General features: G+C 73.6%; 21 protein-coding genes, 1 tRNA gene and 3 pseudogenes. 11 read left to right on the top strand and 14 right to left on the bottom strand.

All coding sequences use genetic code 11. The features are described 5' to 3' along the window. Nucleotides 1-76: 76 nt before the first annotated feature. The 4 genes from QQY24_RS18150 to QQY24_RS18165 all read right to left on the bottom strand — a co-directional run bounded on the left by QQY24_RS18150 (nucleotide 77) and on the right by QQY24_RS18165 (nucleotide 2,113). The gene (locus QQY24_RS18150; protein ID WP_301973742.1) at nucleotides 77-544 is read right to left on the bottom strand and encodes a hypothetical protein; all 468 of its coding nucleotides are present in this window, start codon (nucleotides 542-544) and stop codon (nucleotides 77-79) included. 99 nt (nucleotides 545-643) lie between these two features. Then, a complete protein-coding gene (locus tag QQY24_RS18155; RefSeq protein WP_301973743.1) occupies nucleotides 644-1,375 on the bottom strand; it encodes a hypothetical protein in 732 nt (243 codons plus the stop codon). A 201-nt stretch (nucleotides 1,376-1,576) separates the two neighbouring features. Beyond that, nucleotides 1,577-1,825, bottom strand: coding sequence for a hypothetical protein (locus QQY24_RS18160; protein WP_301973744.1), 249 nt, complete (start codon nucleotides 1,823-1,825; stop codon nucleotides 1,577-1,579). 21 nt (nucleotides 1,826-1,846) lie between these two features. Further along, entirely contained in the window at nucleotides 1,847-2,113 is a 267-nt protein-coding gene (locus QQY24_RS18165) for a hypothetical protein (RefSeq protein WP_301973745.1), read from the bottom strand. A gap of 12 nt (nucleotides 2,114-2,125) precedes the next feature. Between QQY24_RS18165 and QQY24_RS18170 the strand changes: the two genes are divergently transcribed. After that, complete coding sequence (locus QQY24_RS18170) at nucleotides 2,126-2,416, top strand: hypothetical protein (RefSeq protein ID WP_301973746.1); 291 nt, start codon at nucleotides 2,126-2,128, stop codon at nucleotides 2,414-2,416. Nucleotides 2,417-2,463: 47 nt separating this feature from the next. On the opposite strand, the gene QQY24_RS18175 is transcribed toward QQY24_RS18170, so the two are convergent. Beyond that, nucleotides 2,464-2,536: transfer RNA gene (locus QQY24_RS18175), tRNA-Arg, on the bottom strand. A gap of 277 nt (nucleotides 2,537-2,813) precedes the next feature. Continuing rightward, nucleotides 2,814-4,088 (bottom strand): M6 family metalloprotease domain-containing protein, encoded by a 1,275-nt coding sequence (locus QQY24_RS18180; protein WP_301973747.1) that lies wholly within the window; start codon nucleotides 4,086-4,088, stop codon nucleotides 2,814-2,816. A 370-nt stretch (nucleotides 4,089-4,458) separates the two neighbouring features. Between QQY24_RS18180 and QQY24_RS18185 the strand changes: the two genes are divergently transcribed. Together QQY24_RS18185 and QQY24_RS18190 are read left to right on the top strand one after the other, a co-directional pair. Further along, the gene (locus tag QQY24_RS18185) at nucleotides 4,459-5,103 is read left to right on the top strand and encodes a TetR/AcrR family transcriptional regulator (protein ID WP_301973748.1); all 645 of its coding nucleotides are present in this window, start codon (nucleotides 4,459-4,461) and stop codon (nucleotides 5,101-5,103) included. 231 nt (nucleotides 5,104-5,334) lie between these two features. Then, complete coding sequence (locus QQY24_RS18190; RefSeq protein ID WP_301973749.1) at nucleotides 5,335-6,873, top strand: MFS transporter; 1,539 nt, start codon at nucleotides 5,335-5,337, stop codon at nucleotides 6,871-6,873. Between the two features lie 42 nt (nucleotides 6,874-6,915). Here QQY24_RS18190 and QQY24_RS18195 read toward each other — a convergent pair whose 3' ends face one another. Continuing rightward, nucleotides 6,916-7,425 (bottom strand): MarR family winged helix-turn-helix transcriptional regulator, encoded by a 510-nt coding sequence (locus tag QQY24_RS18195; protein WP_301973750.1) that lies wholly within the window; start codon nucleotides 7,423-7,425, stop codon nucleotides 6,916-6,918. Nucleotides 7,426-7,569: 144 nt separating this feature from the next. Here QQY24_RS18195 and QQY24_RS18200 point away from each other — a divergent pair, with 144 nt between their 5' ends. Then, the gene (locus QQY24_RS18200) at nucleotides 7,570-8,382 is read left to right on the top strand and encodes a dioxygenase (protein ID WP_301973751.1); all 813 of its coding nucleotides are present in this window, start codon (nucleotides 7,570-7,572) and stop codon (nucleotides 8,380-8,382) included. Nucleotides 8,383-8,386: 4 nt separating this feature from the next. Here the strand turns inward: QQY24_RS18200 and QQY24_RS18205 are convergent. Further along, a pseudogene (locus QQY24_RS18205) lies at nucleotides 8,387-8,886 on the bottom strand (N-acetyltransferase family protein). A 214-nt stretch (nucleotides 8,887-9,100) separates the two neighbouring features. On the opposite strand from QQY24_RS18205, the gene QQY24_RS18210 reads away from it, so the two are divergent. Both QQY24_RS18210 and QQY24_RS18215 read left to right on the top strand, forming a co-directional pair. Further along, a complete protein-coding gene (locus QQY24_RS18210; RefSeq protein ID WP_301973752.1) occupies nucleotides 9,101-10,102 on the top strand; it encodes an RNA polymerase sigma factor RpoD/SigA in 1,002 nt (333 codons plus the stop codon). 648 nt (nucleotides 10,103-10,750) lie between these two features. Next, complete coding sequence (locus QQY24_RS18215) at nucleotides 10,751-11,527, top strand: TetR/AcrR family transcriptional regulator (protein ID WP_301976278.1); 777 nt, start codon at nucleotides 10,751-10,753, stop codon at nucleotides 11,525-11,527. A gap of 15 nt (nucleotides 11,528-11,542) precedes the next feature. On the opposite strand, the pseudogene QQY24_RS18220 reads toward QQY24_RS18215, so the two are convergent. Next, nucleotides 11,543-11,653, bottom strand: a pseudogene (locus QQY24_RS18220) (transcriptional regulator); the annotation flags it as partial. A 172-nt stretch (nucleotides 11,654-11,825) separates the two neighbouring features. Here QQY24_RS18220 and QQY24_RS18225 point away from each other — a divergent pair. The 4 genes from QQY24_RS18225 (at nucleotide 11,826) to QQY24_RS18240 (ending at nucleotide 16,317) form a co-directional block, all read left to right on the top strand. Beyond that, a complete protein-coding gene (locus QQY24_RS18225) occupies nucleotides 11,826-12,587 on the top strand; it encodes a DeoR/GlpR family DNA-binding transcription regulator (protein ID WP_301973753.1) in 762 nt (253 codons plus the stop codon). After that, entirely contained in the window at nucleotides 12,584-13,531 is a 948-nt protein-coding gene (gene pfkB, locus QQY24_RS18230) for a 1-phosphofructokinase (protein WP_301973754.1), read from the top strand. Before QQY24_RS18225 ends, pfkB begins: the two co-directional genes overlap by 4 nt. 213 nt (nucleotides 13,532-13,744) lie before the next feature. Continuing rightward, nucleotides 13,745-15,949: a fructose-specific PTS transporter subunit EIIC gene (locus QQY24_RS18235; protein WP_301973755.1), complete on the top strand. Its 2,205-nt coding sequence runs from the start codon at nucleotides 13,745-13,747 to the stop codon at nucleotides 15,947-15,949. A gap of 107 nt (nucleotides 15,950-16,056) precedes the next feature. After that, nucleotides 16,057-16,317 carry a hypothetical protein gene (locus QQY24_RS18240; protein ID WP_301973756.1) on the top strand — a complete coding sequence of 87 codons (261 nt, stop codon included), beginning with the start codon at nucleotides 16,057-16,059 and terminating at the stop codon, nucleotides 16,315-16,317. 109 nt (nucleotides 16,318-16,426) lie between these two features. Here the strand turns inward: QQY24_RS18240 and QQY24_RS18245 are convergent, their stop codons facing one another. From QQY24_RS18245 to QQY24_RS18255, 3 genes and pseudogenes are all read right to left on the bottom strand, one after another. Beyond that, nucleotides 16,427-17,173 (bottom strand): DUF6227 family protein, encoded by a 747-nt coding sequence (locus QQY24_RS18245; protein ID WP_301973757.1) that lies wholly within the window; start codon nucleotides 17,171-17,173, stop codon nucleotides 16,427-16,429. 157 nt (nucleotides 17,174-17,330) lie between these two features. Next, a pseudogene (locus tag QQY24_RS18250) lies at nucleotides 17,331-17,591 on the bottom strand (hypothetical protein); the annotation flags it as partial. A 47-nt stretch (nucleotides 17,592-17,638) separates the two neighbouring features. Then, nucleotides 17,639-18,688 (bottom strand): P1 family peptidase, encoded by a 1,050-nt coding sequence (locus tag QQY24_RS18255; RefSeq protein WP_301973758.1) that lies wholly within the window; start codon nucleotides 18,686-18,688, stop codon nucleotides 17,639-17,641. A gap of 177 nt (nucleotides 18,689-18,865) precedes the next feature. On the opposite strand from QQY24_RS18255, the gene QQY24_RS18260 reads away from it, so the two are divergent. Beyond that, entirely contained in the window at nucleotides 18,866-19,042 is a 177-nt protein-coding gene (locus QQY24_RS18260) for a hypothetical protein (protein WP_301973759.1), read from the top strand. 29 nt (nucleotides 19,043-19,071) lie between these two features. Here the strand turns inward: QQY24_RS18260 and mscL are convergent, their stop codons facing one another. Then, nucleotides 19,072-19,560 (bottom strand): large conductance mechanosensitive channel protein MscL, encoded by a 489-nt coding sequence (gene mscL, locus QQY24_RS18265; RefSeq protein ID WP_301973760.1) that lies wholly within the window; start codon nucleotides 19,558-19,560, stop codon nucleotides 19,072-19,074. A gap of 137 nt (nucleotides 19,561-19,697) precedes the next feature. Then, the gene (locus tag QQY24_RS18270; RefSeq protein WP_301973761.1) at nucleotides 19,698-20,303 is read right to left on the bottom strand and encodes a hypothetical protein; all 606 of its coding nucleotides are present in this window, start codon (nucleotides 20,301-20,303) and stop codon (nucleotides 19,698-19,700) included. Between the last annotated feature and the right edge of the window lie 242 nt (nucleotides 20,304-20,545).

A 20,545-nucleotide genomic window follows, 5' to 3' on the forward strand; every position in this document is an offset into this window, starting at 1 on the left:
GGTGGCCTGGAAGGGGCGTTGGCTCGGAATGGCCCGTGACGGCCTTGGTCGACGGGGAGTTCCTGACCGTCTCCGGTCAGGAACGGCACATCCCGCCCCAGCACGCTTCGAGGAGCTGGCCGGTCTGGGCGGAGTAGATGGCGGTGAAGCCGCGGTAACGCCGGTGCTCCTCGTGCCCCAGCCCCGCTGTCATCTGCCGGGACGTGACGGTCCACGTCGTCTCCGCCTGCGCCGCGGTGCTCAGGGAGTACTCACCGTCGGCGGACGACTGGGTCAGGCTGATCTGCCGCGGGTCGACGGCGAAGGAGCGTGCCGCGCGCTCGCGGAGGGATGCCGCGCTGGGGGAATCACCTGAGTCACCCGTCCCGGCTGCGGCGCGGGTGGTCATGGCCTGCGGACGAGCGTGCACTGCGACGGCGTTGCACACGCGGATGGTTCGCACACACTCCGACAGGCCCGGAACCGTCCGGAGGCAGCTGTCGGGGTCCTGGTCCAGGCAGGCGGACAGGGCGTTCTGGTCGACGCCGTTGAAGGTGGTCGGCACATCATCGGACTCCCGTAGGGAGGCCCACGACGAAGGCGCGGTCGTGGCCCGTGCCGTGGTGGTAGAGGCCGCCGCGGGTTTGCGCGGCTTGCTCACCGTTCACTGCGTGAAGTTGGTGTTGTCCGTCAGCTTGCTCTTGAAGCAGTACGGCGGCTTCTTCGTGCTGCTGCACGTGGCCAGGGAGAGGACCTTGGCGACGTCCTTGGTGGCGACCTGGTGCCAGGACTTGTTGCCGTCCATGAACTGCATGCGGCTGGAGATGTCCGGGACGTTCGTGTACTGCGGGCCGGTCACCTCAAGGCCGACGTCGATGCGGTTCGTGTTGCCCCCGACGACCTTGAGCTGGTCGGTGGTGCTGCCCACCGTGTTGAAGTCGTACAACACGTCCCACTGATTGCCGCTGGCCTTGCGGACCAGCATGTAGGTGTGGTTCCGCTTGTCCTGCTTGGTCGGGTTGACTCCGGCGGTGATGGCCTTGGTGCGTCCGCCGTTCGCGCCGAGCTCGGTCCAGCGGGGCCCGTACGTCATGGTGGTCTTGCCGGTCTTCTCGGCGTATAGGCCGATCTCGATGTTCCGGCCGAACTCGCTGCTGGACGTATTGGGCGTGAGGCGCAGATAGTTCGACGTCTGCACGGTCGCGCTGGTGCTGACCTGGTCGTAGGTGATCGGTACGTTTCGCCAGGTGGCGAAGCCGCCGATCATGGGTTCGCCCGGGCGGGCGCACGTCATGGCCCAGAACGTGATCTGGGCGCTGTACATGGTGTTGCAGGCGGTCTTCGGAGCCACCGCCTGCGCCGGTGCCGCGCCGGTGAGCGGAAGGGCTATGCCCACGCCGACGGCGGATATGAAGGCCGCAAGTCTCGTACGTATGCGCAACGTTGTTCCCCCCTGCGCGTGAAAGTGGTGGTCGCGGGCAACGTATCGAGCAGATGATCTAACAGTCTGCTCATAGGATCGTGTCGCGTCGATCATGACGCGTGACAACCATCACGTGTAGCGGGTGCAGATGGTCGCGGGACCGTGCGGGTTCGATCACCTGCCGCCGATTGCCGACCAGACGGCGACCGTCAAGGCGGCGAGCCCCGTGAGTGCGCTGATGGTAGGGAGCAGCCAGCGGGTTCGCTCAAAGGCGGTTACACGGGCGTCGAGTTCGGCAATGGCCTTGTCGACCTGGTCGGATCGCTGGACCAGGAGCGCGAGTTGGCCGTCGATGCGCGCGAGCCCGACTTCGAGGGCGCGGCGGAGTTCGGCGAGCTCCAGGGCGATCTCTCTGTCGGGCATGGCGACTTCTTCGTAGGGGAGTCAGACGACGGGGGTGGAGGCCGGGTCGGTCTTGGCGGGGAGCCAGGAGGCTGTGCCGGTGCGGCCGAGGAGGGTGCCGACTGCTCCCTTCGCGACGGCGAGGCCGGCCGGGATCGCGGCGACGGCTGCCGACAGCACAGTGGACAGGTGGATGAGGGCGGTGGTGCCGGAGGCCAGGAGCAGTCCGAGGAACGCCTCGACGTACGCCGGTACGGTCCGTTCGGTGACGTCGGCGAAGAGCTTCCGGGCGCTGTTGTTGGGGGCCATGGGGTCACTCCAATGCTCGGCCACTCCTCGATCACCATCACGGCCGACACGTACACGAGCCTGCTCCCCGAAGCGGACCCGGCGATCGCCGAGGCCGCAGCCCGGCTCGTCCCGCGGGCCCGCGCGACCTCCGAAAACACCGCCTCCGAAGCGGAGGCCGAGCCCGACGACGCGGAGCATCCCGGCCCGGAGCCCGTGCCGGATGATGCTGATCCGTTGGGAGGAATTTCGGAGATTAACTCTCCGTCCGCTCACGCACCGCTCACGCAAACGGCCCCGGACGAGGAGTCCGAGGCCGAGTAGGAGCCCTCCCTAGGGAAGAAAACCCAGGTCAGGGCGGTAATGCGTTGTGCCCCCGGCAGGATTCGAACCTGCGACACCCGCTTTAGGAGAGCGGTGCTCTATCCCCTGAGCTACGAAGGCGGGGTGGTGTGGCTGTGCCACCGACCACAGTGTAGCGGCTGCTGCCGGGGCGCCCGGTGCGTCGGGTGGGGTGTTGTCGGGAGCAGGTCATGAAGGGGCTCGGTCTGGCCGACAGGGGACCAGCCGCAATGCCGCCCGCCAACTCGTCCGGCCGCTCGGGAGCAGACCGGCCGGCACGCCGGTCACGGTGCCCGAGCCCGGCCCGCCGAGCACCAGGGGCAGCGCCGCCCCGGCGCGTCCGCGCCCGGGCGCCCGTCGCCCCCCGCCCCCCGCCCGGCTAACTCCGCGTCACCCGTATCCGGTAGTTCCCCCCGTGGTCCAGGCCCGTGATCCGTACGGTGATCCCGTGCCGGGGGTCCTTGAAGGACTCGCCGGAGGCGAAGGGGGCGTCGGAGAGTTCGGCGTGGACGTTGGGGCTGCGGGTGCAGCCCCCGCTGTCGCGGTGGGCGTCGTAGACGGTGATCGGGCCGCGGCCGGTGTCCACGGACGAGTCGATCCGGTAGACGAGGACCCCGGGCCGGCACACCGCCTCGTCGTTGCCGCCCCGGGTGCGCAGTTCCAGCGCGTAGCCGGTGCGGCCGTCGACCGGCACGATCACCAGCTTCTCGCCGCCCGTCCGCGACAGCGGCGTCAGCGTGTACTCGGCGGTGCCCCGCAGCGCCGCGCAGGTGACCTGGTTCGCGTCCAGCCAGCCCAGCTTCCACTTGTGCCAGCCGAGCAGGTCGTTGTTGGCGCCCCAGTCCTCGCTCATGATGTCCCAGTGCCCCACCGCGCCCCCGCCGTCCTGGGTGTACAGGTCGGGCAGGCCGAAGGTGTGGCCGTTCTCGTGGGGCAGGACGCGGTAGCCCGTGCGGTCGTAGGTGCCGGAGCCGTCGTCCTGGCGGGAGTAGACGAAGGACGCGTTGGCGACGGGCACGCCGTCGGCGACCGGGGCCTCGCTGTTCCCGGCGAAGGTCACGGACAGCACGGTGTCCAGCGCGGACGGCCCGGCGTTCGGGGTGACCAGGACGTTCAGCAGGTCGTAGGAGCGGAAGTCCACGCCGGGGTCGGCGGCGGCCACGATGTCCCGCACCAGCCCCCGGTAGCCGGGGTCGAAGGGGGCGCCGCGCTCTATGCCGTAGGCGCTGAAGGGCTTCGGCATCCGCAGCCAGGTGGCGAGGGGTGTCTCGGGGCGGTAGTCGAGACGCCCGTACGACGCCCTGCGGAACCACTCCTGGGTCTGCGGGAAGAACTCGTGGAAGCGGTCGAGCGCGCTGCCCCTGCCGGGCGCGTCGGAGAAGTCGACCATGAGGGTCAGGGCGTGGACGGTGCCGGTGGAGCGGGAGTAGCCGGCCGGGGTGGGGACGCCCTCCGTCATCTGGACGTCCGGGCCGCTGCGGATCATGCAGGGCGCGAGGGCGGGGATGCGGGCCAGGCCGACCGGCCCCGAGGTCGTGCGCGCCGGCGGGCGCCCCGCTCCGGCCGAGGTGCTGACCGCGAAGGTCAGCGCGGTCATCGCGGCGAGGGCGGCCACACGGCGCGGGCGTATGCGGCGGGGCGACTGCGACTGCATGCACGGACCCTTCGCTCCACGGCAGCCGCGGGTCCGGCTGCACCCTTGCGCTCACCCTGGGTCGGCGGGTCGGCAGGCGCGCGCTGGAACGGACCGATCGTGGGAATCCCGTCCGGAGCGGGAGTGAAACCCGGCCCGAGCAGGTGTGGGGCGCCGGCTCAGGGGCCGGCGGGAGGCCGTCGGGCGGTCCCGGCGTCGGTCCGCCCCGAATGTGCTCCAGGTCACAGGGATTCTTTCCGGGAAGGGAAATAACCGGGGAGCCCTTCCCCGTTTGAACCTGCGTACGTGCGAAACGGGGACTGCTTCCCCGGATCGCCACCCCAGTCCGTCACCACTCCGTCGCACCACCCTCTGGCAGTTGGAGTACGCCGTGCAGACCGCAGCCCCCGTCCGGCGCAAGGTGTCCCGGCCCCGCGCCGACGCCCTGCGCAACCGGGAGCGGATCGTCACCGCCGCCCGGGAGATGTTCGTCGAGCACGGCCCCGAGGTGCCGCTCGACGAGATCGCCCGCCGGGCCGGCGTCGGCAACGCCACGCTGTACCGCAACTTCCCCGACCGCGACGCCCTCGTCCGCGAGGTCGTCTGCTCCGTGCTGGACCGGACGGCCGGGGCGGCCGAGCGGGCCCTCGCGGACACCGGCGACGCGTTCGCCGCCCTGGAGCGCTTCGTGCACACCACCGCCGACGAGCGGATCGGCGCGCTGTGCCCGATGGTCTCCAGCACCTTCGACCAGCGCCACCCGGACCTGGAAGCGGCTCGCGAACGCGTCGAGCAGCTCGTCGAGGAGGTCATGGACCGGGCCAGGGCGGCCGGGCAGCTCAGGCCCCACGTCGAGGTCAGCGACCTGCTGATCATCGTGGCCCAGGTCAGCCGGCCCCCGGCCGGCACGGACTGCCTCCGCGGCGACCGCTTCGTCCACCGTCATCTGCAGCTGTTCCTGGACGGGCTGCGGGCTCCGGCCCGCTCCGTCCTCCCGGGTGCGGCCGTCGCCGTGAAGGAGCTGCGCCGGCCCTGACGCCCATCCAGTGCGCCCGATGCACCCAGCGCACCCGGTGCACCCAGTGAGAACGTTCCCGAACGCCCGCCGGTGAGCGCCTGACCGCTCGGTCCGCCCCGCCCGATCCGCCCCGTACACCGGCCGTCACCGTCGACGCGCCGCCCTCCGGCCTTCCCGCCCTCCCTCTCTTTTCTTCTTTCCTCTTCTTCCTTACTTCTTCCGTCACGAAGTCCCGAAGTGGGTACCTCCATGTCCGAAACAGCCCTCAAGGCTCCCGGCGCCACCGTCCCGAGCGGGGACGCCAACCGCTGGAGAGCGCTCGTCTTCATCGCGCTCGCCCAGCTGATGGTCGTCCTCGACGCCACCATCGTGAACATCGCCCTGCCCTCCGCCCAGGCCGACCTCGGCATCTCCGACGGCAACCGGCAGTGGGTCGTCACGGCCTACGCCCTCGCCTTCGGCGGCCTGCTGCTCTTCGGCGGCCGGATCGCCGACCTGTGGGGCCGCAAGCGCGCCTTCGTCACCGGTCTGGCCGGCTTCGCCGCAGCCTCCGCGCTGGGTGGTGCCGCCACCACCGGCACCATGATGTTCGGCGCCCGCGCCCTGCAGGGCGTCTTCGGCGCCCTGCTCGCCCCGGCCGCGCTGTCCCTGCTGGCCGTGATGTTCACGGACGCCAAGGAGCGCGCCAAGGCGTTCGGCATCTACGGCGCGATCGCCGGCGGCGGCGGTGCCGTCGGCCTCATCCTCGGCGGTTTCCTCACCGAGTACCTGGACTGGCGCTGGACCTTCTTCGTGAACGTCCCGTTCGCCGTCGTGGCCGCGGCCGGCGCCTACTTCGTCATCCGCGAGCCGCAGGGCGGCCGCAACCGCTCGCCGCTCGACATACCCGGCGTGGTGCTGTCCACCCTCGGCCTGGTCGCGCTGGTCTACGGTTTCACCCGCGCCGAGTCCGACGGCTGGGGCGACTCGGTGACCATCGGCATGTTCGTCGCGTCCGCCGTGCTGCTCCTGTCGTTCGTCCTGGTCGAGTCCCGGGTGAAGGCCCCGCTGCTGCCGCTGCGCGTGGTCAGGGACCGCAGCCGCGGCGGCATCTACCTCTCCCTGGGCCTGGCGATCATCGGCATGTTCGGCCTGTTCCTCTTCCTGACCTACTACCTGCAGGTCGTGAAGGGCTACTCGCCGGTCAAGACCGGCTTCGCGTTCCTGCCGATGGTGGCCGGCATGATCACCGGCTCCACCCAGATCGGCGCCCGGCTGATGACCCGCGTCCCGGCCCGGCTGCTGATGGGCCCCGGCTTCCTGGTCGCCGGCCTCGGCATGCTGCTGCTGACCCAGCTGGAGATCGGCTCCTCGTACGCCACCCTGCTGCTGCCCGCGATGGTGCTGCTCGGCCTCGGCATGGGCACGGCGTTCATGCCGGCCATGTCGCTGGCCACCCAGGGCGTCCTGCCCCGGGACGCCGGTGTCGCGTCCGCGATGGTCAACACCTCGCAGCAGGTGGGCGGCGCGATCGGCACCGCCCTGCTGAACACCGTGGCCGCCTCGGCGACCACGTCGTACATCGCGGGCCACATCGCCGGTGCCACCTCCGGGCCGCAGCGGCAGCTGGTCCAGCTGCAGGGCATGGTGCACGGCTACAGCACGGCGATCTGGTGCGCCGTCGGCATCCTGATGCTGGCCTCGCTGATCGCCTTCACGCTCGTCAACGCCGGCCGTCCGGACACCACCAGGGTGGCCTCCGGCGAGGGTGCCCAGGACGAGGTGCCGGTGCCGGTGGTCGCCCACTGAGCCCCCGCGCGGTGCCCCGCCGCTGAGCCCCCGCGCGGGGGCTCAGCGGAGCCAGGGCAGGTCCGCCCCCGCTTCGTCGGGCTGGAGGCCCTCGGCGACGATCTCCATGATCTCGCCGAGGGCCTTCTGCTGGTCCGGGGTGAGCCGCTCGAACATCGCCTGCCGCACCGCGGCCACGTGGCCGGGCGCGGTGCGCCGCAGCACCCCGGCGCCTTCGTCGGTGAGCACCGCGAACTGGCCGCGCTTGTCGGAGGGGCACTCCTCGCGGCGGACCCAGCCGTTCCTCTCCAGGCGTGCGACCGCGTGCGAGAGCCGGGACCGGGTGATCTTCGACTTCATGGCCAGCTCGGTCATCCGCAGCCGGCGGCGTGGCGCCTCGGCGAGGGTGACGAGGAGGCCGTAGTAGACGTGCGGCATGCCCGCGTCGCGCTGCAGCTGCCGGTCGAGGTGGTCCTCCAGCAGGGTGGTGGCGTGCAGGTAGGCGCGCCAGACGCGCTGCTCCTCGTCGGTGAGCCAGCGGTGGCGGCCGCCGGATTCCGTTGCCGTGTTCATGTGTCCCACTGTACGGGGCATCTCTTTGAAATTTGAACAATTTGTACGTATGCTGAGGGGCAAGAGCTTGAGAGTTAAAGCAACTTGCCAGCCGAAGCACCCAGTACCCCCCTGGGGGTGGGCCGAGCACCGGGAGCCGCCGCCATGTCCGCCGCACCGCAGGAGACCTCCGCCGCAGGCCGCGGGCGCATGCCCGCCCTCTACCTGAGCCACGGAGCCCCGCCGCTCGCCGACGACCCGGTCTGGCCCGGCCAGCTCGCCGCCTGGTCCGCCGCCCTGCCCCGGCCCCGGGCGATCCTCGTGGTCTCCGCGCACTGGGAGGAGGCCCCCCTCGCCCTCGGCGCCACCCGCACCGTCCCGCTCGTCTACGACTTCTGGGGCTTCCCCGAGCGCTACTACCGCGTCCGGTACGCCGCGCCCGGCGCCCCCGGGCTGGCCGACTCCGTCCGCAAGCTGCTGCGCGCCCCCGGCGTCCCCGTCCAGGACATCCCCGACCGCGGCCTCGACCACGGTGCCTACGTCCCGCTCGTCGAGATGTTCCCGGACGCCGACATCCCCGTGCTGCAGGTCTCCCTGCCCACCCTCGACCCGGTCCGCCTGATGGACCTCGGCCGCAGGCTCGCCCCGCTGCGCGACGAGGGCGTGCTGATCGTCGGCTCCGGCTTCTTCACCCACAACCTGGCCGCCCTGCGCCACACCGGCGGCGGCGTGCCGAGCTGGTCCGCCGAGTTCGACGACTGGGGCAGGCGCGCGCTGGAGGCCCGCGACTGGGACGCCCTGCTGGACTTCCTCCACAAGGCCCCGGCCGGCCGCTACGCCCACCCGCGCACCGAGCACTTCGCCCCGCTCTTCGTCACCCTGGGCGCGGCGGACGCGGGCGGCGGGCCGGACGCGCAGAAGTCGGTGATCGACGGGTTCTGGATGGGCATGGCGAAGCGCTCGGTGCAGTTCGGCTGACGCTTCAGCCCGGCTCGTTCTCGTGCCGGGCCACGTCCCGGTGGCGGCCGAACTCGCGGCCCACCTCGTGGTGCGTGCCCACGTGCCGGAAGCCGAAGCGTCGTGCGGCCGCGTCGACGCCTCGTTCGGCTGGGCGGTCCCGGCGTGGGCGCGGTGCGCGTCCTGCCCGGCCAGCGCCTCGAAGAGGGCGCCGTGGAGCGGCGGGCCGATGCCGCGCCGGCCGGCGTGCGGGGCGACGTACACCGACGTCTCCACCGAGGTGGCGTACGCCGGCTTCGTCCGGTGGGGGCCGGAGGTGGCGTACCCCAGGATCCGGCGGGAACCGGTGTCGGTGGCAACCATCAGGCGGTGCGGGCCGTCCTCCGGGTGGGAGAGCAGCCGGGGGCGGCGCTCCCGGGCGGTGCGGACCGCCGTGCGGAATGTGACGGCCGTCTCACGCGCGTAGTGGTTGTAGGGGTTCGTGAGGGCGTCGAGGTCCGCCCCGGTCCCCGGCCTGACCTGCACCTCTGTACCTGCGGACGACCTCGCGCCCCTCTGCGTGGCGGAACAGGGTACTGCATGATCAGAAAATTTGAGGGACGGGTTGGGAATTCTGTCCGGATTCCAGTCGTTGTTTCCCTCGGATGCAGGGCACTCGAGAAGAGTTCCGGAAGTCGGACCCGAGTCCCCGAGCGTTCGTCAGGACCACCTGCCAGCCCACCATCGCAAGGGAGCACGCATGGCAACCCGTGCCGTCGCCCGTCGTCAGTCCGCCGCCTCCGGCGAGACGGCCGACTCGGCAAGCAGTGTTCGCGCACACGGCGGCGAGATCGCCGACCGTGATCTGGTCGGCATGTACCTCGACGAGATCGCGCGGACACCGCTGCTCGACGCGGCCAAGGAGGTCGAGCTGTCCCAGACCATCGAGGCGGGTGTGTTCGCGCGGCAGGTCCTCGACGGGTACGAGGAGACGAAGGCGGACGCCACCCGGGAGGAACTGGAGGTGCTCGTCGAGGAGGGTGAGCGCGCCAAGGACGTGTTCATCCGCTCCAACCTCCGGCTGGTCGTCGCGGTGGCCCGGCGCTACCCGCGCAGCGGCCTCCCGCTCCTCGACCTGATCCAGGAGGGCAACGCCGGCCTGGTGCGCGCCGTCGAGAAGTTCGACTACCGCAAGGGCTTCAAGTTCTCCACGTACGCCACCTGGTGGATCCGCCAGGCCATCACCCGCTCGATCGCCGACCAGTCCCGCACGATCCGGCTCCCCGTCCACCTGGTGGAGGAGCTGGGCCGCATCCGCCGCGTCCAGCGCGAGTTCAACCGCGAGAACGGCCGCGACCCGGAGCCCGCGGAGGTCGCCTCCGAGCTGGGCACCACACCGGAGCGCGTGACCGACGTGCTGGACTGGGCCCGTGACCCGGTCTCGCTGAACATGTCGGTGGACGACGAGGGAGAGACGCAGTTCGGCGACCTGCTGGAGGACACCTCCGCGGTCTCGCCCGAGCAGTCCGTCATGACCCTCCTGCGCAGCGAGGAGCTGGACGACCTGATCGGCCGCCTGGACCAGCGCACCGCCTCCATCATCAAGATGCGCTACGGCATCGAGGACGGCCGCGAGCGCACCCTGACCGAGGTCGGCAAGGAACACGGCCTGACCCGCGAGCGCATCCGCCAGATCGAGAAGCACGCCCTGCTCGAACTGAAGAAACTGGCCCGCGACACCGGGTTCGACGCGGCGGCCTGACCGCCGCGGGCGTACGGTGGCCCGGTACGGCCCCGTGATCGCCCCGGGCGCCGCGCGGCGGCGGATGCATGCCGCGTGCGCCGGGTGGCGAAAGACGGCGCAAACATGGCGCGGTACCGCCGCTTCAAAGACGGGGAGCGAGGGAAAAGTCCTGCGGGCCCGGGAACCGGACCCGCAGGACCGCACTCCCCGCTCCCTCCGCACCCGGCCCGCGGCACCCCGCGTGCCACCGCAACCACCGTGCCGGCCGGACCGGCTCGGCCGACCGAGCCACGTCCCGACGCAATCCCCCCGGCGCCGGGACCTCCCAGAGCCGGGCCTCGGCGCCTATCCCCCCCGGGCGCCGGGGCCCGGCCTCTTCCGTCAGGACCCGGACAAGGGCGGGCCGCGGCGGGGGGAGGGCGCGGGAACCGCGAGCCGGACGGGCGGGCCGGCGGCGGGCGGAGGGCCGGACGGCAGGCCGAAGTGGGGGTCACCCCGTACCTGAACCCCGGGGTGACCCACCGGATGGCAGATTCTGCCACAGCGGCATAGCCTGCCGACGTGAGCACCCCCCGCAACACCGGCACCACCGCAGAGCAGTCCGTTTCCGCCGCGCCCCCGCCCTCCGCCCCCTCCCTCACCGAGCGCCGCAAGGCCGAGACCCGGATGGAGATCGCCCGTGCGGCGGCGGCCCTCTTCGTCCGCCAGGGTCTGCGGGCCACCCGCGCCGAGGACATCGCCCAGGCGGCCGGCGTCGCCCCGCGCACCTTCTACCGCTACTTCGCCGCCAAGGAGGAAGCGGTGGCCCCCCTCTACGCGGCGGGCGCCCAGCGCTGGACGGACGCGGTCCGCGCGGCCCCGGCCGGCCTGTCCGTCCCGGCGGCCCTGGAGCACGCCGTGGAGCACACCCTCACTCCGGGACAGGGGGTCACCTCGGCCTCGTGGGAGTGGGTCCGCACCCTGATCCGCCTGGCCGACGCGAGCCCCGCGCTGCGGAAGGTGTGGGCGGAGGTGTGCCAGGCGTCGGAGGTGGCCCTGGCGGGGATCCTGGCGGAGCGGCAGCGCGAGCGGGTGCGGCGGTCGCCGGGTGGGGGAGGGGCGGCCGGCGAGAGGGGCGACGGGGCGGCCGGCCGGGCGGGCGATGCCGGGGACGACGCGGCCGGAGGCCGGTCCGCCGGCACGTACGGCACCGGCGACGGGGCCACCGACCCGCCCCCCGTCACGCCGCAGCTCCGCTTCGCCGCCGCGGTCGCCGGGGCGGCCGTGCGGGTGGCCGTCGAATGCTGGGCCGCCACCGGGGCCGCACCCACCGGCCCGGACGGCCCCGCGGCCCTGGCCCTGCGCAACCTGGCGGCGCTGGGGGACTTCGGCTGGGACGAGGACGGCCCGAAGGGTCCCGCCCGCCCCGCGGGCGGACGGCGGGATCCGGACGAGGCACCCTAGGCCCGCGCGCCCCCCCGCCCTGCTCGGCCGTCCGCCCAGCTCCCGGACGCACACCACGAGCTCCTCCGGCGCCCGCACCACGAACTCGCACCCCGCCCTCGCCAGCCGCTCCGCCAGCCACTCCACGCGGGAGCCGACCCGGTGCGGGCGCTGCCGGATCCGGTCCCTGCTTCCCGAGCGAGCACCGGCATTGTCCGTTCGTGTCCGGACGGTGCCCGAATCCGTTTACTTTCCGGACGTCAGTGCGTAGTCTCTCGATGAAACCACATGTTCGGGCGCGAATCGGAGGCAAGTGGGCATGTACGCACCGGAGCGGCAGCAGGAGATCCTCCGGCTCGCCCGGGACGGGGGCCGGGTGGACGTGCTGTCCCTGGCCGAGGAGTTCCAGGTCACGGCGGAGACGATCCGCCGCGACCTCAAGGCCCTCGACCGCGCCGGCCTCGTCCGCCGGGTGCACGGCGGCGCCATCCCGGCCGGCCGCCTGGACTTCGAGCCGGACCTCGCCGAACGCGAGTCCACCGCCTCCGGCGAGAAGGACCGCATCGCCAAGGCGGCCCTGGCCGAACTGCCCACCGAGGGCACGCTGGTCCTCGACGCCGGTACGACGGTGGCGCGGGTGGCCGCCGCGATCCCGCTGGAGGCCTCCCTCACGGTCGTCACGCACAGCCTGCCCATCGCCACCCGCCTCGCCGACCACCCGGGCATCCAGCTCCACCTGGTCGGGGGCCGGGTGCGGCACCGCACCCGCGCCGCCGTGGACGCCTGGGCACTGCGCGCGTACGGCGAGATCCGCGCCGACGTGCTGTTCGTCGCGGCCAACGGCTTCTCCGCCGAGCACGGTCTGACCACCCCCGACCTCGCCGAGGCCGCGGTCAAGCGCGCGGCCGTGGCCGCCGCCCGCCGTGTGGTCCTCCTCGCCGACTCCGCCAAGCACGGCCAGGAGCACTTCGCCCGCTTCGGCGACCTGGGCGACGTGGACCTGCTGATCACCGACAGCGGGCTGGACGAGGAAGACGCCGCCGCCATCGAACGCGGCGGCACGGAAGTGGTGCGCGCATGATCCTCACCGTCACCCCCAACCCGTCCCTCGACCGCACCTACGAGGTCCCCGCCCTGGAGCGCGGCGAGGTCGTCCGCGCCACCGGCGAGCGCACGGACCCCGGCGGCAAGGGCGTCAACGTCTCGCGCGCCGTCGCCGCCGCCGGACGGCGCACGGTGGCCGTCCTGCCCCTGGGGGGCGCGCCCGGCGCGCTCGTCGCCGAGCTGCTGGACGCGCAGGGCATCGAGGTCGCCCCGGTCCCGGTCGCCGGGGCCACCCGCTCCAACATCGCGCTCGCGGAGGCGAACGGCGTGCTGACGAAGATCAACGCGCCGGGTCCCGAACTGTCGGCGGCGGAGCAGGAACTCCTCCTGGACACCGTGCGCGAACAGTCCCGGGACGCCGACTGGATCGCCTGCTGCGGCAGCCTGCCCCGGGGTCTGGCGCCCTCCTGGTACGCCGACGCGGTCACGCGGGCGCACGCCGGGGGTGCCCGGATCGCCCTGGACACCTCGGGGCGCGCGCTGCTGGAGGCGCTGCGGGCCCGGCCCGACGTGGTGAAGCCCAACGCCGAGGAACTGGCGGAAGCCGTCGGGCGCCCGCTGGCGACCGTCGGGGACGCGGTGAAGGCCGCCGAGGAACTGCGCGAAATGGGCGCGCGCACCGTGCTCGCCAGCCTGGGCGCCGACGGCCAGCTCCTCGTGGACGACGCCGGCACCTGGTTCGGCAGCGCGCGCGTGAGCGCCGTACGCAGCAACGTGGGTGCCGGCGACTCCTCCCTCGCCGGCTTCCTGATCGCCGGCGGCAGCGGCCCGGAGGCGCTCGCCTCCGCCGTCGCCCACGGCGCCGCGGCCGTGCGGCTGCCCGGCAGCGTGATGCCCACCCCCGCCGACCTGGACCCGGCCGCGGTCGGCGTCACCGCCGAGGTCCCCGTCGACCGCGAACTGACGGAGCCGGTGACATGAACGCCTCCCCACCGGCCGTTCTCCCACCGGCCGTTCTCCCACCGGCCGTCTTCCCGCCGGCCGTTCCCCCACCGATCGTCTCCCTGCCGGCAGCCGGGCCGCCGGCAGCCGGGCCACCCGTCGTCCGCCCACCCGCCGTATCCCCCACCGCACCCCCGTCCCCCCGTCCGCCCGCACCACCGCCCGGGCGATACGCGCGCAGAGGAGCCCGCGATGAGTGACATGATCACCGCGGACCTGGTCGACCTCGACCTGTCCGCCGACACCAAGGAAGCGGCGGCACGCGCCCTCGCCGCACGCATGGTGGCCCAGGGCCGGGTGACCGACCTGGAGGGCTTCCTCGCCGACGTCGCCGCCCGCGAGGCGCAGCTGCCGACCGGCCTGGACGGCGGCATCGGCATCCCGCACTGCCGCAGCGCCCACGTCACCGAGCCGACCCTGGCCTTCGGCCGCAGCGCCGCCGGCATCGACTTCGGCGCCCCCGACGGCCCGGCCGACCTGATCTTCCTGATCGCCGCACCGGCCGGCGCCGACGACGCCCACCTGACGATCCTGTCCGCCCTGGCCCGCCGGCTGATGAACCCCGACTTCACCGCCGCCCTACGCGCGACGGCCGACGCCGGCGCGGCGGCGGCGCTGATCCGGGGCGAGGCGCCGACGGCGCAGGCCCCGGACCCGCAGACGGCCCCGGACCCGGCGAAGGACTCCGCTCCCGCCGGTGCCGGCGCCGCAACCGGTGCCGGTCCGGGTGCCGCCGGCGCCTCCCAGGACACCGCCGCGGTGCCGGCGGCGGCCTCCACCGGCACCGCGGAGGGCGGTACGGTGTCCGCACCGGGTGAAGGCGCCGGGAGCGGCGCGTCCGCCGCGGCGCAGGCCGCCCCGCCGGCCGCCCCGGAGCCCGGCTCCGACGCGGCCCCCTTCCGGATCGTCGCCGTCACCTCCTGCCCGACCGGCATCGCCCACACCTACATGGCGGCCGAGTCCCTGGCGAACGCGGGCCGCGAGGCGGGCGTCGAGCTGGTCGTCGAGACGCAGGGCTCGGCCGGTTTCACCCGGCTCGATCCGGCGGTGATCGCGGCGGCGGACGCCGTGATCCTCGCGCACGACGTCCCCGTGCGCGACAAGGACCGCTTCGCGGGCAAGCCGACCGTCGACACCGGGGTGAAGGCGGGCATCAACCGCCCCGCCGAACTCATCGCCGAGGCACGCGGGAAGGCGGCGCGCGGGGAGGCGAGCGCCCCGGCGCCCGCGTCCGGCGACACCCCGGTCGAACGCGCCGGCGGCTCCGCCGAGGGTTACGGCACCAAGCTCCGCACCTGGCTGATGTCCGGCGTGAGCTACATGGTCCCGTTCGTCGCCGCGGGCGGCCTGCTCATCGCCCTCGGCTTCGCCATCGGCGGCTACGAGATCAAGACGGCGCCCTCCGTCACGCAGCACTTCGTGTGGACCCAGACCGACAGCTGGGGCGCCCTGCTGTTCCAGATCGGCGGCGTCGCCTTCGGCTTCCTGGTCCCGGTCCTGGCCGGCTACATCGCCTACGGCATGGCGGACCGGCCCGGTCTGGTGCCCGGGTTCGTGGGCGGCATGATCGCGTCCACGATCAGCGCGGGCTTCCTCGGCGGCCTCGCGGCCGGTCTGATCGCCGGTGGCGTGGTGATGGCGATCCAAAGGGTCCACGTGCCCGCCGCGCTGCGCGGCATCATGCCGGTGGTGGTGATCCCGCTGATCTCCTCGGCGGTCGTCGGATTCCTGATGTTCGTCGTGATCGGCAAGCCCATCGCCTCCGCGCAGAAGGCGATGACCGACTGGCTGAACGGCCTCACCGGCACCAACGCCGTGCTGCTGGGCGGCCTGCTCGGCCTGATGATGTGCTTCGACCTGGGCGGCCCGGTCAACAAGGTGGCCTACACCTTCGCCACGGCCGGCATCGCCGTCGCCAACCCCGGCGACTCCGCGATGAAGATCATGGCCGCGGTGATGGCGGCCGGCATGGTCGCCCCGCTGGGCATGGCCCTGGCCACCACCGTGCGCGGCAAGCTGTTCACCCCGGCCGAGCGCGAGAACGGCAAGGCCGCCTGGGTGCTGGGCGCCTCCTTCATCTCCGAGGGCGCGATCCCGTTCGCCGCGGCCGACCCGCTGCGGGTCATCCCGGCCTCCATGGCGGGCGGCGCGGTCACCGGTGCGCTGTCGATGGCCTTCGGCGCCACGCTGCGCGCCCCGCACGGCGGCATCTTCGTGGTCCCGCTGATCGGCAACCCGTTCCTCTACCTGCTCGCCATCGCGGCCGGCGCCTGCGTCACCACGGCACTGGTGGTCCTCCTCAAGGGCCTGCGCGGGCGGACCCCGCGGACCACGGCCGACGACCTCGCCGCGGGCGCGGCCACGGCGGCGGAGCCCCAGCAGCCGGTCGCCGCCTGACGGTCCGTCGCCACCCCCCTTTTTTGGTGCTGTGAGCGGTTCACGTCACCTGCGAGATACGTCACGGTACGGGCCCAGGTCCCGGACCGTGGTGTGTACTGGGGTGCATGCCTGAGCACGTCTCGACTCTCCAGCTGATCGGCGTGGCCGTCCTCGCCGTGGCGGCCGTCGCTTGGGTCGTCGTCGTGGCCCGCCTGACCCGCCTGCTGTGCCGTTCCTCCGCCGGGGCCGCCGGCCGGCGCCCCGTCGGAGTCCTTCCGGGCCTCCCGCACCAGTCCCGGATCGGCCCGGCCGCGGAGTCCGTCGAGCTGACCCCGGCCGAACAGGACGCCTTCGCGGGCCTGGTGCGGCAACTGGGCCACCGCTGACCGCTGACCGCCGGCCGCTGACCGGCGGTGACCCGCCGCGGGGACGGCTGGGGCCTGTCATGCGGATCCTGCCGGGCTCGCGGGTCCGGCCCGATCCGGACGGAAGACCCTAGGCCCACCGTGCCGCGCGCCGCTCCATGGCGTCCCGGGCCGCGTCCTGCGAGGTGTACACCTCGCACATGTGCCGTCCGTCGGGCGTCGCCGTGTGCTCGACCTCCCACAGGGAGACCTCCCGGCCGTCCGGCAGCAGGAACGCGTGCTCGTACAGGGCGTAGTTCAGGCTCGCCCGTCCCGCCCGCCCGGGCCGGCCGAACGCCTGGGTGATCTGGTGCGCGGACGCCGTCGCCAGCAGCTCCGCCACGTCCCGGCCCGGCCGGTCGGCGTTCTCCGCGCGGCGCAGCAGCCGGCGCGCGTGGTCCGCCGAGTCGTCCGTCGCGTACACGTGCCGGGGCTCGGGGATCGCGAAGAGCTGCAGCAGGCTCGGCAGTTCGAAGTCCGGCGCGTCCGGGGGCAGCGCGAGCCGGGCGGTGGCGGTGTGCAGTTCCTCGTCGTCCACGTACACCTCGTGCTGTGCGTCGCCTCCCGGCACCGTGTTGTGGACCAGCTCCCACAGGGTCACCGTCGAACCGTCGGCGAGCAGCCAGGTGTGCCGGTAGGTCTCGCGGTGCAGGCCCGCGCTGTGGTGGGCGGAGTGCAGGGAACTGTCGTGCGCCAGCGCGCAGTCGAGCTGCCGTATCACCTCGTCGGGCAGCTCGAAGGAGTTCAGTGCGCGACCGAGGAGCCGCGCGAGGTGCTCCTCCGGAGACTCGGGCGACTCGGCTGGTTCGTACGCTGTCGTCTCGTACGGAACGCTCAAGGTTTCTCCCGGCGTTGCTGCATGTCACCTTGTGGGTGCATACCGTAGCCCCTAGGTCGGACATCATGTCCGCGAACGCGGAAAACGTACGCCGGGAAAACGCGGAGGGCGCGCGAGATGTTCCCGCGCGGCCGCAAGTCGACCTGAAACCCGCCGGTCAGGCGCCCGTGTCCGTCCCGGCACGCCAGGACGTGTTCCAGCCGTTGAGCCCGTTGTCCGGGGCGTCCGTCGTGTCCGGGGAGTTCTTCACGACGACGTCCCCGACGAAGGAGTTGTCGTACACCCACTTGGCCGGCGTGGCGCCCTGCGCGCCCCGGACGTCCGCCAGGCCGACGCGGCCGTGGCCGGCGCCCTCCCGGCCGAAGGGCGGGCTGCCCCGGTCGTACCGGTGGTTGCCGTGGTTGAAGGTGCCCGAGGTCACGTGGCAGAACCGCGACGAACGGGAGCCCGGGACACGCGGGACCGCTATCCCTCCCCGTGCCCCTCCCCGGCGCCCCGCCCGTACAACTCCCGGTACGACGGCCACGCCCCGCCCGGCCCGTCGACCGGCTCGGCGGCGCGCACGGCCCGTACGATCGCCCGCGTCACGACGTCGGCGCCCGCCGCGAGGACGTCGTTGAGCGCCAGGGGGCCGGTGCCGAGCGGACGCACGCCGGTCGCCAGCGCGAACACCGTGTCCCCGTCGTGCAGCAGGTGCACCGGCCGGACGGCGCGTGCGATGCCGTCGTGCGCCGTGCCCGCCAGTTTCTGCGCCTGTGCCCTGGAGAGGTCCGCGTCGGTCACCACCACCGCGAGGGTGGTGTTGAGCGGCGCCGGAGTGTTCTGCGAGGCGGTCCGGGCCAGACGCCGGCGCGCGGCCTCGTGTACGCGCTCGGACGGATACGCCACCCGGCCCAGGAAGAACTCGCCGTAGAGCGCGCCCGTCCCGGGGTCCACCACCGACCCCGCGGCGTTCGCGACCACCAGCGCGGCCACCGTGACCCCCGAGCGGAGGACCACGCTCGCGGCCCCCACCCCGCCCTTGAACAGCCCCGCGACGGCCCCCGTGCCGGCGCCCACGCAGCCCTCGGCCACCGGCGTCCCCGGCGTGCTCGCCGCCGCCGCCTCGACCGCCGCCCGCCCCGTCGCCGCGTCGGGGCGGGCACGGAAGTCCCCGCCCCGGCCCAGGTCGAAGACGCACGCCGCCGGCACCACCGGCACCACGTGCCCCGGGTCCGTCCCGACCGGCACCCCGCGCCCCCGCTCCTCCAGCCAGGCCATGACCCCGGAGGCGGCGTCGAGCCCGTACGCGCTGCCCCCGGTCAGGACGACCGCGTCGACCCTCTGCACCACGTTGCGCGGGTCGAGCGCGTCGGTCTCCTTGGTGCCGGGGCCGCCGCCGCGCACGTCCACGGCCGCCACGGCACCGCCCTCGGGGGCGAGGACGACCGTGGTGCCGGTGAGCCAGCCGTCCCCGTCACGGGTCGCGTGCCCCACCCGCAGCCCTGCCATGTCCGTCGGCGCGTCATCCGTCATGCGGGCCAGTGTGGCCCACTCCGGGGGCGTCTCCGAAGGGGGCGGACACCCGGCTCCGCGCCCTCCGCCCGGCGCCCGCGGAACGCCGGGGCGCCGACGACGTCACCGTGACCGCCGACGGCCGCGACCGCCGGCAGCGCTCGGCGTCCCGCCGGGCCGGGGCCGTACCCTGGAGGCATGAGCAGCGCCCCCGCGCCCGAGCCGCGCGACCCGAAGAACGCGCTCGTCTTCGACGATCCGCTGAACCAGCAGTCCTCGGACGACACCGACCGCGGATGGGGCGAGCGCGGGGGCGGCGACGGCGCCGCCGATCTGAAGCGCTTCCTCGACGAGAAGCCGCCCCACCACCTGTGAGCCGCCCGTGACGACGCGGCCGGCGGGCCCTACGTCCTGTCGTCGTGGCCGGCACCCCGCCGGGCGACCAAGGCGTCGCGGATCTCCTTCAGGACCTCCAGCTCGGTCACCTCGATGACCTCCTGCGTGCCCTCGCGCGCCTTCCTGCGGGCCTCGGCCCGCGCCAGGTACTTCGACATCGGCAGGACCATCAGGAAGTACACCACCGCCGCCGTGATCACGAAGGTGAGCGCGGCCCCGATGACGGAGCCCCACAGGATCGGCACGCCGCTCCTGACCGTGCCGTCCGCGCCCACCGAGCACGGGGCCTTCAGGCAGGAGCTGTAGCGGTCCAGGTTCTGCGTGCCGATCGCCCCGACCAGCGGGTTGATGATCCCCTTCACGATCGAGTTGACGATGTTCGTGAAGGCGGCGCCGATGACCACGGCCACGGCCAGGTCCACGACGTTGCCACGCATCAGGAAGGCCTTGAAGCCATGCCAGACGCTCCGTGCGGCCGGTTCCTTCTTCGCGCTCACCTGGGGGACTCTCCTCACGTGCACAGGGTGTGAGACGAAACGTTCGGCAACCTACGGCACGCCGGGCCGGTCGTCTCCCTCCCCCCGGCCCGGGCGGGCGTCCCGGCGCCGGACCGACCCGGGACGCCCGCGCCGGCTCAGCACAGCGTCACCGCCAGCCGGGCCGTCGCGCTCGCCCCCACGAGCGCCGCCGCCGTGGCACGCGGCACCGACAGCACGACCAGCGCCCCGCTCTCGGCCGCGCCTTCCAGGGGCTCGGGCACCCCGGTCACCCGCACCCCGCGCGCGAGCACCCGCGCACCGCCCCCGTCGGCCGGGTCCCCGGCGGCGATGACGTCGACCCGGTCACCGGGCCGCAGCAGCCGGACGGTGGCGGCGTCGGCGATCCGCACCGGCGCCGTCACCGCCTCCCCGGTGTCCCGCTCCCCGGCGTCCCGCCCCGGCACGGGCCCGGCGGCCGGACGCCCGCGCGGGCGCTCGGCGTGGTCCGCCCGCGGCGCGGCCCGTGGCCCGGCCGCCACGAGTGCCGCCGCGGTCACGGCCAGACCGGCCGCCAGGGCTCGCCGCCGCTGCCGCACGAACCGCCGCGCCCGGTACCGTCCGCCGCGCACCCGTACCGGCGCGAACGGCGGGACTCCGCGGGTCGCGGGGGCGTCGGTGCCCGGCGGACGCGGCGGACGGGCAGGCCCGGGAAGGCGCGGGGCGGCCGGGAGAGCGGGGCCGCCGGGCGGCGCGGCCGGCACGCAGGGACGGGGGAAGGGTGGGGAGGGAAGAGAGGAGGAAAGAGGAGAGGAAAAGGAAGGAGAAGGGGAGGGCGAAGAAGAAGGGGAGGGCGAGGAGGAGGGCACGGGGATCACCGCCTGCGACGAGGAACCTGCTTGCGGGTCCCACGATGAGGCCTCGCGCCGAAGTCCGCCGGAGCCGGTGTGCTACCGGCCGGTTGTGGAGAACTCGGCCACCCGGACGGGTACCGGGTGCCTCCGCC

Origin of the sequence: Streptomyces sp. TG1A-8 (genome assembly GCF_030499535.1) — a bacterium.
Classification (GTDB): domain Bacteria; phylum Actinomycetota; class Actinomycetes; order Streptomycetales; family Streptomycetaceae; genus Streptomyces.